Annotated in this window: 16 protein-coding genes and 2 pseudogenes; 3 read left to right on the top strand and 15 right to left on the bottom strand. The window is 62.3% G+C overall.

Translation table 11 applies throughout. The features are described from left to right. Positions 1-101 precede the first annotated feature (101 nt). Positions 102-2300 (top strand): RNA degradosome polyphosphate kinase, encoded by a 2199-nt coding sequence (locus V1293_RS03390; RefSeq protein ID WP_334506695.1) that lies wholly within the window; start codon positions 102-104, stop codon positions 2298-2300. 12 nt (positions 2301-2312) lie between these two features. Further along, positions 2313-3815 carry an exopolyphosphatase gene (ppx, locus tag V1293_RS03385; protein ID WP_334506693.1) on the top strand — a complete coding sequence of 501 codons (1503 nt, stop codon included), beginning with the start codon at positions 2313-2315 and terminating at the stop codon, positions 3813-3815. 17 nt (positions 3816-3832) lie between these two features. Here the strand turns inward: ppx and V1293_RS03380 are convergent, their stop codons facing one another. From V1293_RS03380 to V1293_RS03365, 4 genes are all read right to left on the bottom strand, one after another. Beyond that, positions 3833-4444, bottom strand: a complete 612-nt coding sequence (locus V1293_RS03380; RefSeq protein ID WP_334506691.1) for a class I SAM-dependent methyltransferase — start codon at positions 4442-4444, stop codon at positions 3833-3835. 92 nt (positions 4445-4536) lie between these two features. Next, the gene (locus V1293_RS03375) at positions 4537-5856 is read right to left on the bottom strand and encodes an NAD(P)/FAD-dependent oxidoreductase (RefSeq protein WP_334506689.1); all 1320 of its coding nucleotides are present in this window, start codon (positions 5854-5856) and stop codon (positions 4537-4539) included. A 232-nt stretch (positions 5857-6088) separates the two neighbouring features. Then, a complete protein-coding gene (locus V1293_RS03370) occupies positions 6089-6304 on the bottom strand; it encodes a hypothetical protein (RefSeq protein ID WP_334480189.1) in 216 nt (71 codons plus the stop codon). 221 nt (positions 6305-6525) lie between these two features. Beyond that, positions 6526-7332 (bottom strand): Crp/Fnr family transcriptional regulator, encoded by an 807-nt coding sequence (locus V1293_RS03365; RefSeq protein ID WP_334506687.1) that lies wholly within the window; start codon positions 7330-7332, stop codon positions 6526-6528. A gap of 57 nt (positions 7333-7389) precedes the next feature. Between V1293_RS03365 and V1293_RS03360 the strand changes: the two genes are divergently transcribed. Then, positions 7390-7593: a hypothetical protein gene (locus V1293_RS03360; protein ID WP_334506685.1), complete on the top strand. Its 204-nt coding sequence runs from the start codon at positions 7390-7392 to the stop codon at positions 7591-7593. Between the two features lie 54 nt (positions 7594-7647). Here the strand turns inward: V1293_RS03360 and V1293_RS03355 are convergent, their stop codons facing one another. The 11 genes and pseudogenes from V1293_RS03355 to V1293_RS03305 form a co-directional block, all read right to left on the bottom strand. Further along, positions 7648-7815: a DUF6894 family protein gene (locus V1293_RS03355; RefSeq protein ID WP_334506683.1), complete on the bottom strand. Its 168-nt coding sequence runs from the start codon at positions 7813-7815 to the stop codon at positions 7648-7650. A gap of 232 nt (positions 7816-8047) precedes the next feature. Continuing rightward, positions 8048-8293, bottom strand: a pseudogene (locus tag V1293_RS03350) (efflux RND transporter permease subunit); the annotation flags it as partial. 31 nt (positions 8294-8324) lie between these two features. Then, entirely contained in the window at positions 8325-8462 is a 138-nt protein-coding gene (locus V1293_RS03345) for a hypothetical protein (RefSeq protein WP_334506680.1), read from the bottom strand. A 410-nt stretch (positions 8463-8872) separates the two neighbouring features. Then, positions 8873-9130 (bottom strand): hypothetical protein, encoded by a 258-nt coding sequence (locus tag V1293_RS03340; RefSeq protein ID WP_334506678.1) that lies wholly within the window; start codon positions 9128-9130, stop codon positions 8873-8875. A gap of 113 nt (positions 9131-9243) precedes the next feature. Then, on the bottom strand, positions 9244-9888 hold the full coding sequence (locus V1293_RS03335) for a DUF1109 domain-containing protein (protein WP_334506677.1): 645 nt from the start codon (positions 9886-9888) through the stop codon (positions 9244-9246). Continuing rightward, entirely contained in the window at positions 9885-10442 is a 558-nt protein-coding gene (locus tag V1293_RS03330; RefSeq protein ID WP_334506676.1) for a sigma-70 family RNA polymerase sigma factor, read from the bottom strand. The genes V1293_RS03335 and V1293_RS03330 overlap by 4 nt, the downstream gene beginning before the upstream one ends. 137 nt (positions 10443-10579) lie before the next feature. After that, positions 10580-10909, bottom strand: a pseudogene (locus tag V1293_RS03325) (efflux RND transporter permease subunit); the annotation flags it as partial. 58 nt (positions 10910-10967) lie between these two features. Then, positions 10968-11657, bottom strand: coding sequence for a c-type cytochrome (locus V1293_RS03320; protein ID WP_334506674.1), 690 nt, complete (start codon positions 11655-11657; stop codon positions 10968-10970). 61 nt (positions 11658-11718) lie between these two features. Next, on the bottom strand, positions 11719-14913 hold the full coding sequence (locus V1293_RS03315) for an efflux RND transporter permease subunit (protein WP_334506672.1): 3195 nt from the start codon (positions 14911-14913) through the stop codon (positions 11719-11721). Next, positions 14910-16313, bottom strand: coding sequence for an efflux RND transporter periplasmic adaptor subunit (locus tag V1293_RS03310; RefSeq protein ID WP_334506670.1), 1404 nt, complete (start codon positions 16311-16313; stop codon positions 14910-14912). Before V1293_RS03310 ends, V1293_RS03315 begins: the two co-directional genes overlap by 4 nt. Continuing rightward, complete coding sequence (locus V1293_RS03305; RefSeq protein WP_334506669.1) at positions 16310-16717, bottom strand: FixH family protein; 408 nt, start codon at positions 16715-16717, stop codon at positions 16310-16312. The genes V1293_RS03310 and V1293_RS03305 overlap by 4 nt, the downstream gene beginning before the upstream one ends. Between the last annotated feature and the right edge of the window lie 49 nt (positions 16718-16766).

The raw sequence follows: 16766 nt of genomic DNA, 5'->3' as shown, positions 1-16766 counted from the left end.
GGAACATCAATGTCATTGAAACGTCATCGGCGTATCACATGGTGTAGGCGGCATTTCCCTTAAACTAGCCCCGCGCCTCTCCCGAGATGGATCAAAGCCTTATGGAATCGGCACAAGTTATTGAAATAAAAGAAAAAGAGCCAGTTGCCGAGGCTCCACCCTCGATTGCCACGAGCCCGGAACGATTCATCAATCGCGAACTATCCTGGCTGCATTTCAACCGCCGGGTGCTCGAGGAATCGGTCAATCCCGGCCATCCCGTGCTGGAACGGGTGCGGTTCCTGTCGATTTCCGCCAATAACCTTGATGAGTTCTTCATGGTCCGCGTCGCCGGCATCAAGGCGCAGGTCCGTGAAGGCATCGCCGAACGCAGCCCCGACGGCATGACGCCGTCCGAGCAGCTCACCCTCATCAACAAGACGGTTTCGGAGCTCGCCTCCGACCAGCAGGCGATCTGGCGCGATCTGCGCGCCACCCTGTCGGACGCCGGCATCTTGCTGGTCGACGGCCACGACTTCACCAAGCCGGAGCGCGGCTGGCTCGAGGATCACTTCCTCCGCAACATCTTCCCGCTGCTGACGCCGCTGGCGATTGATCCGGCGCACCCGTTCCCGTTCATCCCCAGCCTCGGCTTCACCATCGCCCTGCAGTTGTTGCGGACCTCGGACGGCAAGGCGATGAACGCCCTGATTCGCATGCCCGGCAAGATCGATCGCTTCATCCGCATGCCTGCGTCCGGGGACGGCGCAGTTCACCTGATCCCGCTGGAGCAGGCTACTGGCCTGTTCATCGGCCGCCTGTTCCCCGGCTATACCGTCAAGGGCCAGGGTGCCTTTCGGATCATCAGGGACTCCGAACTCGAAATCGAGGAAGAAGCCGAGGACCTGGTCCGCCTGTTCGAGACCGCGCTGAAGCGGCGGCGGCGGGGATCGGTGATCCGGCTGGAGATGGAAGCGAAGATGCCGGAAGCGCTGCGCGGCTTCGTGCAGCAGGCGCTTTCCGCAGCCGATGACGAGATGTTTCTGGTCGATGGCGTGCTGGCGATGAACGAGCTCTCGCAGCTCACAAGGCTGGACCGACCCGACCTCGAATTCACGCCCTATGTGCCGCGCCATCCCGAGCGGGTGCGCGACCATGCCGGTGACATTTTCGCCGCGATCCGGCAGAAGGACCTGATCGTCCATCATCCTTACGAATCGTTCGACGTCGTCGTGCAGTTCCTGCAGCAGGCCGCCCGCGACCCTGATGTCGTCGCCATCAAGCAGACGCTGTACCGCACCTCGAACAATTCGCCGATCGTGCGCACGCTTGCCGAAGCAGCCGAGGCCGGCAAATCGGTGACCGCCCTGATCGAGCTGAAGGCGCGGTTCGACGAGGAAGCCAACATCCGCTGGGCGCGCGACCTCGAACGCGCCGGCGTGCAGGTGGTCTACGGCTTTCTCGAACTGAAGACCCACGCCAAGCTGTCGATGGTGGTGCGGCGCGAGGGCGGTAATCTCACAACCTATGTGCATACCGGCACCGGCAATTATCATCCGGTCACCGCGCGCATCTATACCGACCTCTCATACTTTACATCGGACCCGATCATCGGCCGCGATGCGGCGCGGGTGTTCAACTACATCACCGGCTATGCCGAGCCGAGCGACATCGAGCGGATGGCGGTGTCGCCGCTGACGCTGCGCAAGCGCATCATCGAACACATCAAGGGCGAGACCAATCACAGCAGGCACGGCAAGCCGGGCGTGATCTGGATGAAGATGAACTCGCTGGTCGATCCTGATGTCATCGACGCGCTGTACGAGGCTTCGCAGGCGGGCGTGTCGATCGAGCTGGTGGTGCGCGGCATCTGCTGCCTGCGGCCGGGAATTCCCGGATTTTCCGAGAATATCCGGGTCAAATCGATCATCGGCCGCTTCCTGGAGCACGGCCGAATCTACTGCTTTGGTATGGGTCAAGGCCTGCCCGGCCCGAGGGCGGCTGTGTATATCTCGTCCGCCGACATGATGCCGCGGAACCTCGACCGCCGCGTCGAGGTGCTCTGTCCGTTGCAAAATCCGACGGTGCATCAGCAGGTTCTCGAACAGATCATGGTCGCGAACCTGAAGGACACCGAGCAGAGCTGGCAGTTGTTGCCGGATGGATCGTCAACGCGTATGAAGGCCGCGAAAGGCGAAGAGCCGTTCAATCTGCACAACTATTTCATGACGAATCCGAGTCTGTCTGGCCGTGGAAAGTCTCTCAAGGAATCTTCGCCGCGCCGCCTTACGCGCCGTAACGAGCGCCAGCAATCCTCATAAGGGACCACGGCTGTGAAGCGACCGCGCAAGCGCGCTTCCAGCGTCGCCGTCATCGACATCGGTTCGAACTCGGTTCGTCTCGTCGTCTATGAGACGATGGCGCGCAGCCTCGTCACCATCTTCAACGAGAAGGCGCTGTGCGGGCTCGGCCGCGAGGTGCAGAGCACCGGCCTCCTAGCCGAGGACGCGGTTGCCAAGGCGCTGACGGCGCTGCGGCGATTCCGGGCGCTGTGCCGCATCCAGCAGGTGGGGCGCGTTTTCGCCATCGCGACCGCGGCCTGCCGCGACGCCAGGAACGGTGCCGACTTCATCGCCAAGGCCGAGCGCATCTGCGGCGCCAGCATTGAAATCCTGTCGGGGCCGCGCGAGGCAAAACTTTCCGCGCTCGGCGTCGTCTCCGGCATCCACGATCCCGACGGCATCGTCGGCGATCTCGGCGGCGGTTCGCTCGAACTGATCGACGTGCAGAAAAACCGGGTCCATAGCGGCGTCACGCTGCCGCTGGGAAGCCTCGCGCTGCAGGATCTCTCGCACAAATCACTGAAGCGCGCCGAGCGCATCGTTCGCAGCGACCTGTCCGGCGTGGCCCAACTCAAGGCAGGTCACGGCCGCACCTTCTACGCGGTCGGCGGCACCTGGCGCGCACTGGCGCGGATCCACATCGTCCAGAGCGGCTATCCGCTGCGGGTGATGCACGGCTATTCGATACCCGCCGCCGACGCGCTCGATTTCGCCCGGCGCCTGCGCCGGCTGGCGGCCGCCAACATGCTCGCCGATATCGAAGTGGTCGCCGATGCGCGGCGTCCGCTCCTCACCTATGCAGCGCTCGTGCTCGAATACATCATCCGCGTCGGCCGGCCGAAGGAAATCGTGTTCTCGACCTTCGGGGTTCGCGAAGGCCTGCTCTACGAGATGCTGCCGCCGCAGGAGCGCGCCAAGGACGGCTTCATCTGCGCCGCCCAAACCCTGAACGGGCTGCTGTCGCGCTCCGCGCGTCACGCCGAGGAACTGGTCGCATGGACCGATCGGCTGGTGCGAGTCGTGAAGCTGCGCGAGACCGAGGCGGACCGCCGCCTGCGCCACGCCGCCTGCCTGCTGTCCGATATCGGATGGCGGGTGCATCCCGACCATCGCGGCGAAGAAACGCTGAGCCTGATCACCAATGGCAATTTCGGCTCGATCAGCCACCAGGGCCGCGCCTTTGTCGCGCTGTCGGTGTTCTACCGCTACGCGGGCCTCAGCGAGGAAAACGAGCCGCCGGCCCGTATCCGCGAGCTGGTGCCGCCGGCCATGGACGAGCGCGCGCGCGTTCTCGGCGCAGCGTTCCGCGTTGCCCATCTGATCTCGGCGGCGCGCACCGGCGTGTTGCCGGCGACGCATTTCCGCAGCGGCAGCCGCAAACTGATGCTGGTGTTCGAGCACCGTATGGTCGATCTCGTCGCCGACCGCGTCGGCAGCCGGTTCAAGCAAATGGCCCGGCTGGTCGGCCGCGCCGGCTCGATCGTGCGGAAATAAGGCCGATCGTCACCGATCTAGCCTCGTCGGGCGCTGCCTTCGTACATGAAGGTCATCGCCTTGGGTCCGGGCATATAGCCGGTTTCCACCCGATCAATCCTGAAGCCCGCACTTTCGATCATCGTGCTGATAGGTCGATTGAGATGACAGCCGCCGCTAATGCGTTTCCAGGCAGGTGTCAGCCAGTCCTGCCATCGCCGCACATTCCTGTCAGGCGCCATGCCGTGTTCCACGAACAAAAGCTTGCCGCCAGGGCGAAGCACCCGACGCATTTCGGTGAGCGCCATGGCGGCATCCGGAATGCTGCACAACGTCCAGGTGGTCACAACGGTATCAACGCTGCGATCGTGAAGTGGAATGGCTTCTGCCGAAGCTTCGATGAAGCGGACCGGCATGCCCGGATGCAGAGTGCCACGGGCCATCGCCGTGAGCTGAGGAGACGGCTCCAGCGCCAGTACCTCCCTCACCGGGGACCGATAGAGAGGCAAATTCCGGCCCGAGCCGACCCCGATCTCGATGACCAGCCCTTCCGCCGCGCCGATCACCCGCTCGCGATAGGGCCGAAGTTGAGCGTTGCGCATCGCGAGATCGCAAACCCTCGGAAGGATAATGTCGTTGTAGAAGCCCATGGCTCATTTCCTTCGGGCGCAAACCTTGTCACTTTTCGAGCCGAGCGGCAACGACGGTAACAAAGTCCACCGCGGCCTCCCCGCGTTATCAGTCACATCAGCGACATCACGCGCGCCGCGAGCGCCGGCTCGCGCAGCGCGGCCTGCGGCTTGAGCAGTTGCGAGACTTCCACCGTCAGCCGGTGCACTTCGGGATCGTCAGCGGCGAGCTTGGTCAAGGCCATGCCGTATTGCAGGCGCTGCGCGAGGTCGGCGGGCCGGACGCCACGCGTGGCGGGATAGACGAAATCGCTGACGGCAACGCCCCACGGCGTCGCGATGGTGTCCTGGATGGCAGCGAAGAAGTCGCACGCCAGCCGCTCCATGGGGACGCCTTCCGCCAACAACCGGCCGAGGATCACGGCTTCCTGCGCTGCCACGCTCATGCCCTGGCCAAACACTGGATTAAAGCGGCAGAGGGCATCGCCTATCGCGAGCAGCCCTGTCGGGAACGCCTCCAGGCGCTCGAAATGCCGCCGTGTGCTGCAAGGCAGCTGGTAGCGGACGATATCCGTCAGCGGTCGGGCGTCCCTGACCGCGTCATAGATGGTCGGGGTGCGCAGGCTCTTGACGAAATTCATGAATGCCGCGCGGTCGCCCGGAGGCGCGTCGCCATGATTGCCTCCGACGGAAAGCAGCCATTGCTGCTTTTCGATCGGAAACAGGAACGCTCCGCGGCTGCTGGCGGGTGCGGACGGCAGCACGATATTGCCCAGCCAGTCGTGATCGAGCGGCCGCTCGACGATGGTGCTCGCGTACGCCTGATCGATGCCGATTTCGGTTTCCGCGGGTTTCTGCAGAGAAAGCTCTTCGAGCAGCTTCAGCGTCAGGCCGCAGCGGCCGGAGGCTTCAACAACCAAGTCGGCTTCCAGCGTAACGGCAGGACCATCTTCGCTGACATAACGGACCGCCCCGATCCGCATTGCATCGCGCGATGCGACAAGCCCGGTCACGCGGGAGCGCACGCTGATGTTGATGTTCGCCGTCTGCAGAACGCGTCGTCGCGTAACGGCTTCGAGCAATGGGCGCGACATGCAGAAAATTTCGATGCCGAGATCGCGAATCGGAAAAGGATCGAACCCGGGGCGCTCAAACCTTATATCCTTACCCGAGCGGATCTTCACCGCGCCCGCTTCCGCCAGATCGTTCTCAAATCCCGGAAACAGGGTCTGCAGGGCCTTCAGCCCGCCTGCGAGCAGCATGTGGGCATGCTGGGCCTGCGGCGTGCCGCTTCGTGGCGCGGCCCCGGCGGGAAGCTCGTCCCGCTCGATGATCGTGACTTTCCCGCAATGCCCTGAGATCGCCTGAGCGGCCGTAAGTCCGGCCATGCCGGCGCCAATGACCACGGCATGACTTCTTGCGAGATCTGGCATGCGTTCCTCCTGGGGGAGTATGTCAAACGGGATCGAAAACGGATCAACCGACACGTACAGCCGACGCTGCTGCGCTGGGTAGACCAAGCTTATCTTATCCGATCTTTTTTGGGGCGATGGTGAACGGCATCACAAGTTTTGGTTCGGAGCCCACCACCAGAGCTCAGCTGAACCAGGTTGCAAACAGCGCGCAGATTAAACTGACAGCGATCATCGCCGGCCCGACCAATCGCTAGCGCCGAACGATCTGCAGCTCCAGCAATGCCAGCCTTTGCAGGATTTGCGGGTCGCGCTCGCCCTTGTCGGCTGCGCGCAGAATCGCTTCCGCGATGCATTGAACGTGGGTGGAATGGACGGGCTCTGGAAGCGAAGCCACCGCCGCATCAAGCGCCTCCTCCATCACCGAGATCACCTCGGGCGGGAAGGACGCGTTGGCGAAATTCTTCATGGCGGTGGCGGCAAAAAAAACGGCTGCCCAATGAGCCTTGGGGGCGGGACCGCATCGGCAGCCGCTTGAGTTTAATGTGTCCACTCCTTGGACAATTGCTTAATTTTCCCGACAAGGAATCGTTCCACAGGATCGACAAATTCACGCACCCGCCATTGATCCGGACGCAGGCGGCGGCCGGCGCCCTCAACCTTTCCAAATTTTCCGCTCGGGATGCAGCTTCAGAGCGCTGGATCTTGGTGAAGATAGCAGTCGTCGAACTGCGCCAATTGTGCCAGCTTCGCTTCGCTGAGCACCACCACGCGCCCTCGACTGATATCGACGATTTTTGCCTCGCGCAGTTGCCTGATGACGCGATTGGCGTGGACCGGCGTGATCCCCAGCGTCTCTGCAATCTGTTCCTGCGTTAGCGGCATTTCAAATGTATCACCCGCCGTACGGCCGACGACGGCAAGGCGGTGGCGTATCTCCAGGACGGTGTGGGCGAGCCGGCTATCCGCTGGTCGCTGACCGACATTGACGATCCATTGCCGGAATATCGCCGCATCGATCAGCGTGTCGCGCCAGAACTTTTCGGCGACGTTCGGCCTGGCGCGCGTCAAGTCTCGCAACGAGGCGTGACTGATCATGCCAAGCGTGGACGGGACCACCGGGATGAGATCGTGATCCATCCTGCGCAGATGCAGGGTCTGGAGGTCCGGAATATCGCCGGGGATATGGATTGAAAGAATTTGCCGCTTACCGCTGACCGTCGTCTTGGCGCGCACGCAAAACCCCTCGATCACGAGACAGCATTCCGTCGGACGATCGCCGTCGGATACGATGGGACGTCCAGCTTCCCATTGCCGCACGACGATCGGCAACGCGCGGATGGCGGCAATGTCCGCCTCATCCAATCCTGTAACGGTGTTGAGCCGCCGCAACATGGCCGCCAACACCACCTCCCGGTCCAATGCCGCGTCTCCTTCCATTCGATGATTTGCTGACCTGAATGAAAACGGCGCCGACCCGAAGCCGGTTCCCAACAAAGGTTAAGGATGCGCCTGCCGCAACATGAAAGGATCAGGCCAGCAAGGAGATCCACCATGAAGAAAAAGCGCAATCGCAGCCGCCCGCCGCTTCCGCTCCAAGAGCGGCTTAGACAGATCGCCGGTCACGCCCGCGAAAAGGCAGCTTGCCTGCCGCCGGGAAGCGAGCGAGAGCGTCTCTTGGAGGTGGCGGTTGCAAACGAAGCCGCGGCCGTCATTGACCGCTGGCTCTCTTCGCCGGGTTTGCGTACTCCCAAATAGGCCGGCAAACCGTCCGCCAGTCCCGGCCCCGACCTTGAGGCCGGGACCGCGGCCTTACCTGAGCCGGTCGGCGCTGACGTGGATGACGTATAGCGGATTTGCGAATTCGTCGGTTCCTTCCAGCCGCCAGTCCTGGCCTGGGCGCAACCTGCCGTCGAGGTCCTGGATGATCTGCCCCGCGGTTACCGTAGCTTCACGCCAAGCCGCTTGCGCGTCGGGCAATTCCTCGCCCTCCTCGTCCGGCTCCGCTCTGTCGTGATAACATTGAAAAAGTAACGCGGCATGTCGGCGTTCCCTTTAACGCCGGGCGGGCTTGTTCACTGCCATGCACCATCCTCCCGTCTCGGCTGCGGCACGGGTAAGGAAGTCGATAACCTTGCCAAATGTTCCAGCCCGGACAGCAGAGCGCGTGCTCGCCGTCGATCACGGCGGCCGCCGCGCCTTGGGGGGCACCTCATCCGACGGGCTCCGCAACACGGAGGGCTTCCTTCGATTGCTTCACAATCACCGCAGCGCACTGACCTTGTTCAGGATCGCCGGGCAATCCAAAGCCTTTGAGGAGGCCGAACACGGCCGGCATCACGATCAGCGTCAGCAGCGTCGAGGAGATCATGCCGCCGATCATCGGCACCGCGATGCGCTGCATGATCTCCGAACCGGTGCCGGTGCTCCACATGATGGGCAGCAGTCCGGCCATGATACGCAGGTCGCGGGGATAGCGCACGTTTACGCTAACGTGCTGGTGGCTCCTTGCTCACGGTGCGGAGGTATTTGATCAGCGCCGCGGCCGCCAGGATCAAGACGATCACGACCAACAACCAGACAAGCCCCATGCCCCACATCATTCCAGGCATCATATTGTCCATCATCGGCTCCCTCCGTCATCTCGCGGAGCAACCGCCTCTTGAGGCTGCCTGCAGCTCAGCCGTTTCATGCACATGAGCATCATGAACGTGCACGGCAGAGACGCCATGATGCGAAATATCTCGACGCCTGTCAGCCAATTCCAGCTCCAGGCGACACTCAAGGAAACCGCCATTGCGAAGACAAGATACAGAGCCATCCGATAGCGAGCGAAATAATTGCCAAAAGCGGTGATCAGCGAGGTCACGCCCATAGGGGTGTCGTTGTCCTGACTTATGGTCATAGGAGCGCCTGTTGCTGTGATGAAAGGAAATGTGATGGGTTGCGGGAATAGACGACAACCGCAAACCTCATGTTTCAGATCACGCCAGCCCTCGGCCGGCGACCTCCGTACGGCAATTTAGCGCCTTGGGTATCAACGACCCTTCGGCCCGCCCTGGTAGCGGAACCCCGATCCGCCGCCGACCGTCCTGAGCTCTTGACTGGACGTCGCCCGATCGTAGGCGAATGCAGAATAAGGACCGGCTTGCGAGCCAGCTCTGATCGGCGAGCTCTTCCTCGCCTCGTTCGGCCAATAGCTCTTATCGGTAATGGTCGAGCCTGCCTGTGCACTCGCGGAGATCGCTACGAGCGGCAACAGGAGTGAGATCGTCAGAAGGTGTTTGGTTGACATGTTCCGGCTCCATGATGTTTGAAAGCGCCGTGATATGCGCTTCTAATCATGAGTTCGGAGCCGATTGTCAGTCGGTTACAGGCTCACGCCGACGTGAAGCCACCGGATGGTCGTCACCAACGCAACAGCCGTGACCCTAATGCGGCACCTGCTAGAGTGCACAGCACAATCGTTCCGCCGTACCAGACGGCAATGAACGGCAGCGAATCGGCCGTACAATGGAGTGCATAAGCCATTGCGCTGACGCCTCCCGCGATGAGGCCTGCGAACGCGCCGGCTCGCGAAAGATTGGTGGGAGCACCTTTTCGCACGGCCCAAATTGAAACAGCGAAGGGAACGATCGCAATGATCGGAATAGAGAGAAGGCATTCCAACCATTCATCGCCGACGATCATACTTTCCCAATGCGACCGGGGTGCGGATCCAAGGCTGATGCCGGCAAGGACCATGATGACGAGAAACGGCACAGCGACAAGCAAGGCGGGGGAGATTTTCCGCTCACCGCCCGGCCGTGCCAGTCTCGTCAGGTAAAGCAGCGCGAGGCCGACAATCCCGATTGCAAAGGCAAGCTTTATGGCGAGAAACATCAGTGCACGGGTTGTCATCAGGTCGGCGCGGAAGCCCAAGCCGACAACGGCGACGCCGAACGCCACGATAGACCCTGCAGCAATTGCCACATAAAGTGTGCGAACGACCGTTTTGCGGTCGACCGGCTCAAGGTTAGTACTCAGGAGCGCAACGAGATCGTCCGTCTTCATGTTCGCGTTCCCCGGACAATCAGCGCAGCTAGCGCCTTGAGCCCACGGTGGATATTTACCTTTACGCCCGACTCGGAAAGGCCACATCTTCTCGCGGCTTCAGCTACGCTCAGTCCGTCAAGCTTCACAGCCTGGATCGAACATTGCATGCCTTCCGGCAGCCGTTGCAGCAGTCGTCTGATATCATATGTGCTTTCGGCGCCTGTATGGTCGTCATCCGCCATGATCTCATCGGCTTCGTCGATCGTCACGTCGGCGAGCGAAGCACGGTTGCGACGCAGAAAATCGATCAATTTGTAGCGCGCGATGGCGTGCACCCAGGGCGTCAATGGCTCTCCCGGGTCGTAGGTATGCCGCTTGATATGGATTGCCAATACAGCTTCTTGAACCAGATCTTCAGCCTCCGACGTACCTCTGCCGAGCGCTGCGAACTTGGTCTTGTAATAGGCGCGCAAGCGGCGGCTCAACTGATCGAGCAACGAGCGGTACGACGCCGCGTTACCGTCCAGGCTCGCAAGCATCAGGGCCTTGAGTTCGATTTCGAGGGTCGTCATGCCTGCTATCTCGTGAGTTCGCTGGCCCGACTGGTTTGGTTACAGTCTACTGCCACGACGACGAAAAAAATCGAGGATGGCATGGCGAGTATCCGGACCCGACCCACGTCTGCGCGAACTGCCATGGTGCCGCTCCCTTATGCGATGGCCTCTGGTCGCTTACGTTCAACGGGCTCAGTTGCCGGCGGCGGCGATCGGCTACCTGCATCGTCCGCGCTTCCCAGCCGAAAGCCCTTCACCAAGCCGAACACAGCCGGAATCTCGATCAGCGTCAGCAGCGTCGAGGAAATCATGCCGCCGATCATCGGTACCGCGATGCGCTGCATGATCTCCGACCCGGTGCTCCACATGATCGGCAGCAGACCGGCCATGATGGCGACCACCGTCATCATCTTCGGACGCACACGTTCCACGGCACCTTCCATGATGGCGTCGTAGAGATCGGCCCGCGTCAGCACGCCGGTCTCGGCGCGATTGCCCAGGCCACGACATGTAGAAGCCGCTCACCGCCAATGCCTGGGTCTCTCAGCATCGCGCCTCGATCGCCTTGCTGATTTCTTCCGGCGCGGCAAAAATCACGTCTGCCCGGTCACCCATCATTCCCGCGGGCACGAGGGCTGGTGCGCCGCTTTGCGGACCATCCTTTCCGGAATCGGTCTTCAGGCGCAGATTGCGCTCCCAAAAGGCGCGCGTCTTGCCATCAGTCGTGGTCACCCGATAGGTGTCGTGACAGTAGGTGATCGTCTTCACCTGCATGTTCGATTCCAGACTTTTCAGGTTGGGAACGCGGCCGCCGCCCATCATCCCGCCCATGCCTCCCATCGGCCCTTGAGCGCTCATTTGCGGCGCGGCTCCAGGCTTGGTTGCTTCCTTCAGAAAGGCCAGCAGGTCTGCGCGGTGCTGCGGGTCCTTGATGCCGTTAAACGGCATGTCATTGTTCGGCACCATGCGATCGGGATCGGTCAACCAGGCGTCCAGCGAACGGTCGTCCCAGATGATGCCGGACGATTTGAGAGCATCGGAGTAGCGTTCGAAGCTCTGTAACGATCCGGCCCGCCGTTCCCACAGACCGGCAAGGCTCGGCCCTGTCATGCTTCGGTCCGCCTCAAGCGAATGGCATGGCGCGCAAATGCGGAAACCCCGCAGGCCCCGCGCGGCGTCGCCCGGCTCGGCAACAGCAGAAGACAACCATGCGACCATCGAAAGCGCGATCACAAAGAGTCTGTTCATTGCCAACCTCCTCGCTTCCATCTGCTCCGAAAAATTCCCGTGCTCCTCATTGGACCGGCTCCAGAACGCCTTTCTTCCGCCGGCTGGACGGCGCCGTCGAACGCGGAGGCCCTGCAGCAGAAGCGTCGTCGGCTTTCAGCCCAAATCCCTTCACCAATCCGAAGATCGCCGGGATCACGATCAGCGTCAGCAAGGTCGAGGAAATCATGCCGCCGATCATCGGCACGGCGATGCGCTGCATGATCTCCGAGCCGGTGCCGCCGCTCCACATGATCGGGAGCAGCCCGGCCATGATGGCCACCACCGTCATCATCTTCGGCCGCACGCGCTCCACCGCGCCCTCCATGATGGCATCATAGAGGTCGCTGCGCGTCAGGGCGCGGCCCTCGGCTTCGCGCTTGCCCTTGATCTCGGCCAATGCCTGGTTCAGGTAGATCAGCATTACCACGCCGGTCTCGGCAGCAACGCCCGCGAGCGCGATGAAGCCGACCGCGACCGCAACCGAAAGATTGAAGCCGAGCCACCACATCAGCCAGAGCCCGCCGACCAGTGCGAACGGCAGCGACAGCATCACGATCATGGTTTCGGTGACGGAGCGGAAGTTGAGGTACAGGAGCAGGAAGATAATGAGCAGCGTCGCGGGAACGACGATCTTGAGCCGGGCCGTCGCACGCTCGAGGTATTCGTACTGGCCGCTCCACATCACGTAATATCCAGGCGGAAACTGGATGCTGGCCTGCACTGCGCGCTGGGCGTCGGCAACATAGCCGCCGAGGTCGCGTTCGCGGATGTCGACATAGATGTAGGTCGCCAATTGGCCGTTCTCGGTGCGGATCGAGGACGGCCCGCGCGCCGGCGCGACCTTTGCGACTTCGCCGAGCGGGACCGCGCCGCCGGCCGGCATCGGCACCAGCACGTCGCTTGCAATCGCCTTCGGATTGTCGCGCAAATCCCGGGGGTAGCGCATGTTGACGGAGAAGCGCTGGCGACCCTCAATTGTCGTCGTGACCGTCTGCCCGCCAAGCGACGTTGCAATGGTGTCCTGGACGTCCTGAACCATGATGCCGTAGCGCGCCATCGCTTCGCGGTCCGGCGTGATCTCCAGATAATAACCGCCGATGCCGCGCTCTGCGTAGGCGGAAGAGGTGCCAGGGACCGCCTTCAGGACCTGCTCGATCTGCTTCGCGAGCTTGTCGATCTCGACCAGATCGGTACCGATCACCTTGACCCCGATCGGGGTGCGGATGCCGGTCGACAGCATGTCGATGCGGGCCTTGATCGGCATGGTCCAGGCGTTGGAGACGCCCGGAAACTGCAATGCCTTGTCCATCTCCGCGATCAGGCTGTCGATCGTCACGCCGGCCCGCCACTGCTGCTTCGGTTTGAGATTGACTACGGTCTCGTACATTTCCGATGGCGCCGGATCGGTTGCGGTCGCGGCACGGCCTGCCTTGCCATAGACGGATTCGACTTCCGGAAAAGACCGGATGATCCGATCCTGGGTCTGCATCAGTTCAGCGGATTTGGTGACAGAGATGCCCGGCAACGTCGTCGGCATGTAGAGCAGCGTGCCCTCGTTCAGATTCGGCATGAACTCGGTGCCGAGCTGGCGGGCGGGCCAGACGCTCACGGCCAGGATGGCGAGAGCGAGGACCACGATCAGCGTCTTGGCTCGCATGACGCCCTTGATGACGGGCCGGTAAATCCAGATCAGGAATCGGTTGATCGGGTTCTTGTGCTCGGGAACAATCCTGCCGCGGACGAAGATCACCATCAGCGCCGGCACCAGCGTCACCGAGAGCAGCGCGGCGGCGGCCATGGCGAAGGTCTTGGTGAAGGCCAGTGGACTGAATAGCCGTCCTTCCTGCTGCTCCAGCGTGAAGATCGGCATGAACGATACGGTGATAATCAGCAGGCTGAAGAACAACGCCGGGCCGACCTGCGCGGCCGCCTCGATCAGGATGGCCACCCGGGACTTTCCGGGCTCCGCTCGTTCGAGGTGCTTGTGCGCATTCTCGATCATGACGATCGCTGCATCCACCATGGCGCCGATCGCAATCGCGATGCCGCCGAGGCTCATGATGTTGGAGCCGAGCCCCAGCAGCTTCATTGCCCCGAATGCCATCAGCACGCCGACGGGCAGCATCAGGATGGCGACCAGCGCGCTACGGACGTGCAGCAGGAACACGATACAGACCACCGCAACGACGACACTCTCCTCGAACAGCGTGTGCTTGAGCGTGTCGATGGCCGCGTATATAAGGTTCGAGCGGTCGTAAACCGGCACGATCTCGACCGATTTCGGCAGGCTGCTGGCGATCTCCTTGAAACGCTTCTTCACGTTCTCGATGACGTCGAGCGCGTTGACGCCGAAGCGCTGCAGCACGATGCCGCTGGCGACCTCGCCCTCCCCATTCAGTTCGGTGATGCCGCGCCGCTCGTCGGGTCCGAGTTCGACCCGCGCGACGTCGCGCAGCAGCACCGGCGTGCCATTGTTCACCTTCAGAACGACGTTACCAAGGTCATTGATGCTCTTCAGGTAGCCCTTGCCGCGGATCACGTATTCGAATTCGGAGAGCTCGACGGTGCGGCCGCCGACGTCGGCGTTGCTGGCGCGAATCGCCTCGCGCATCTTCTGCATGGTGATGCCGCGGTCGCGCATGCGCTGCGGATCGAGGATCACGTTGTATTGTTTGACGAAGCCGCCGACGCTTGCCACTTCCGCGACACCTTCGGCCTTGGCGAGCGCGAACTTCAGATTCCAGTCCTGAATCGTGCGCGTATCGGAAAGGTTCAGCTCCTTCGAGACGACAGCATATTGGTAAACCCACCCGACGCCGGTCGCATCCGGGCCAATGGTCGGCGTCACGCCGGCGGGAATGCGCGCGGTCGCGGCGTTCAGGAATTCGAGCACCCGCGAGCGCGCCCAATAAATGTCGGTACCGTCCTCGAAAATGACGTAGACGAACGAGACGCCGAAGAACGAGAAACCGCGAACGACTTTCGACTTCGGTACCGTCAGCATCGCCGTCGTCAGGGGATAGGTGACCTGGTCCTCGATGACCTGCGGCGCCTGACCGGGGTACTCCGTGTAAACGATGACCTGCGTGTCAGAGAGGTCGGGTATGGCGTCCAACGGCAGATGGATAAGTGCATAGAGGCCGGCCGCAGTGGCGAAACCGGTGCCGAACAGCACCAGCAGCAGGTTACGGGCCGACCAAGCGATCAAGCGGGCAATCATTGCTGAGCTCCCTCGGCAAAGCCCTTGAGAGCGGCCTTCAGGTTGCTCTCCGCATCAATCAGAAAATTGGCGGCAACAACGACGGGCTCTCCGTCCTTCACCCCGCTGCGGATTTCGATCAGGCCGCCGCCCCGGCGGCCGATCTTGACGTCGCGAGGTTCGAACCGGCCCTCGCCCTTGTCGACCAGAACGACCTGCCGAGAGCCGGTATCGAGCACCGAGCTGTCGGGAACCGACAAAACGGGCTCCGAGCCGCCGATCTCGATGTCGGCATCTACGTACATCTCCGGCAGCAACGCGAGGTCTGCATTGTCGAGTTCGACCCGAACGCGGGCTGTCCGTGTCTCGCGGTTGACTTGGGGATAGACGACCGCGATTTTTCCGGAGAAGTCCCGCGCGGCGAAGCTGCGCGCCCGAACAGTTACGGGCTGTCCGACCGCAAGCGAGCCGAGGTCGCGCTCGGCCACGTCGATTATCGCCCAGACCAGGGACGTGTCAGCGACGCGGAAGAGCACGTCGCCTGGTTGAGCTCGCATTCCCTGGACCGCGTTGCGCTCCAGAACGATGCCGTCGCGCGGGGCAGACCACTCGATGGTCACGGGAACGATCCGCGTCCGTTCGATCGCGGTGATCACCGCGTCGGGCACGTCGAGGTTCATCAACCGCTGCCGCGAGCCGCGTCCGTAGGACGGCTCGCCCGCCGTGGTCCTGGACGTAATTGTCGTCACATACTCGGCGGCCGCACTGGAAACGGCAGGACTGTAGACCTGCATCAAAGGCTGTCCCTTCCTGACGAAGGTGCCAGTCGTAATGTCGGCGACCGATTGCAGGTAGGTTTCCGCGCGCATCGCTATGACCGAGACGCGGCGCTCGTCGAGCTGGATCGTGCCTGGCGCGCGCACGGCCGTCCGGATCGGACGGAGGGCCGCGGCCTCCGATCTTACGCCGGTTCGTTGAATCTTTCCGGGCGAGACCTTGACCGATCCGTCGTCGCTGTCCTCGCCTTCATAGACGGGGATGTAATCCATCCCCATCGAGTCCTTCTTGGGCGTCGGCGAAACATCCGGCAGGCCCATCGGGTTGCGGTAATATTTGATCTTGCGATCGGCAGGCGGTGCAGCCGCCACTTCCGCCGGATCGTTAAAACTGACGTCGGCGCCCGCAGGGACGGCGCGGTAGTCGCGGCCATCAGGCGTCTTCTTCGGCGTCAGCGAATACAAAGGCTTGCCGTCCGGATCCTGATAGTAGATCCCAGCAGCAGCCGGTTCGGCGCGCGCCTGCTCCATGACGTGTGCGTGCTTTGTCTCTCCGCTCGGCCAGAGATATGGACGCGAGAGGACGCCGGCGATCGCCGCAGCCGTGACGGCGGCAACGATCGCAACCAGAACTAACCGTTTCATTGGTCGGCCTGGATGACGAGTTTGTTTTCGACCGTGCCGGTTTCGCCCTGCACCTTCGCACCGAGCGACAATTGCCACCGGCCGGCCATGCCAAACGTGGCCTTGAACCGGTAGGTGCCCGGCTCCGTTCCCGGCATCGGGGTGACCTTGGTGGCCATCTCCTGCATTCCATCCGGAGCCATGTCGAGGCGCGTGGCGAAGATGACCGCATCCGCAACAGGCTTGCCCGTCGCCTTGTCGACGAGTTTCACGGTGATGGTTTTGTCGGGACCGGCCTTGATGGTCGGTTCGACCAGTTTGAATTCGTAATTCTTGATGTCGGCAAGCGCGACGGTGGCGGCGCAGGTCATGGCAGCGCCGGTCAGCGCAACCCAAAGGGTGCGCGAAAACTGATTGGCCTTCATAGTGATATCCTCGATCTTGTGGTCAACCGCAGATGCGGCATGGGCGCGG

It is taken from the genome of Bradyrhizobium sp. AZCC 1693, from assembly GCF_036924745.1.
GTDB lineage: Bacteria > Pseudomonadota > Alphaproteobacteria > Rhizobiales > Xanthobacteraceae > Bradyrhizobium.
The sequence above is the reverse complement of the archived record's forward strand: the minus strand, read 5'-3'. Positions and strand labels throughout refer to the sequence as shown.

Coding starts and splice junctions, on each gene's coding strand:
- V1293_RS03315 (WP_334506672.1), bottom strand. CDS start 14,913: ATGATTGCCCGCTTGATCGCTTGGTCGGCCCGTAACCTGCTGCTGGTG.
- V1293_RS03360 (WP_334506685.1), top strand. CDS start 7,390: ATGAAGAAAAAGCGCAATCGCAGCCGCCCGCCGCTTCCGCTCCAAGAG.
- V1293_RS03310 (WP_334506670.1), bottom strand. CDS start 16,313: ATGAAACGGTTAGTTCTGGTTGCGATCGTTGCCGCCGTCACGGCTGCG.
- V1293_RS03330 (WP_334506676.1), bottom strand. CDS start 10,442: ATGACGACCCTCGAAATCGAACTCAAGGCCCTGATGCTTGCGAGCCTG.
- V1293_RS03335 (WP_334506677.1), bottom strand. CDS start 9,888: ATGAAGACGGACGATCTCGTTGCGCTCCTGAGTACTAACCTTGAGCCG.
- V1293_RS03370 (WP_334480189.1), bottom strand. CDS start 6,304: ATGAAGAATTTCGCCAACGCGTCCTTCCCGCCCGAGGTGATCTCGGTG.
- V1293_RS03380 (WP_334506691.1), bottom strand. CDS start 4,444: ATGGGCTTCTACAACGACATTATCCTTCCGAGGGTTTGCGATCTCGCG.
- V1293_RS03305 (WP_334506669.1), bottom strand. CDS start 16,717: ATGAAGGCCAATCAGTTTTCGCGCACCCTTTGGGTTGCGCTGACCGGC.
- V1293_RS03345 (WP_334506680.1), bottom strand. CDS start 8,462: ATGATGGACAATATGATGCCTGGAATGATGTGGGGCATGGGGCTTGTC.
- V1293_RS03340 (WP_334506678.1), bottom strand. CDS start 9,130: ATGTCAACCAAACACCTTCTGACGATCTCACTCCTGTTGCCGCTCGTA.
- V1293_RS03390 (WP_334506695.1), top strand. CDS start 102: ATGGAATCGGCACAAGTTATTGAAATAAAAGAAAAAGAGCCAGTTGCC.
- V1293_RS03375 (WP_334506689.1), bottom strand. CDS start 5,856: ATGCCAGATCTCGCAAGAAGTCATGCCGTGGTCATTGGCGCCGGCATG.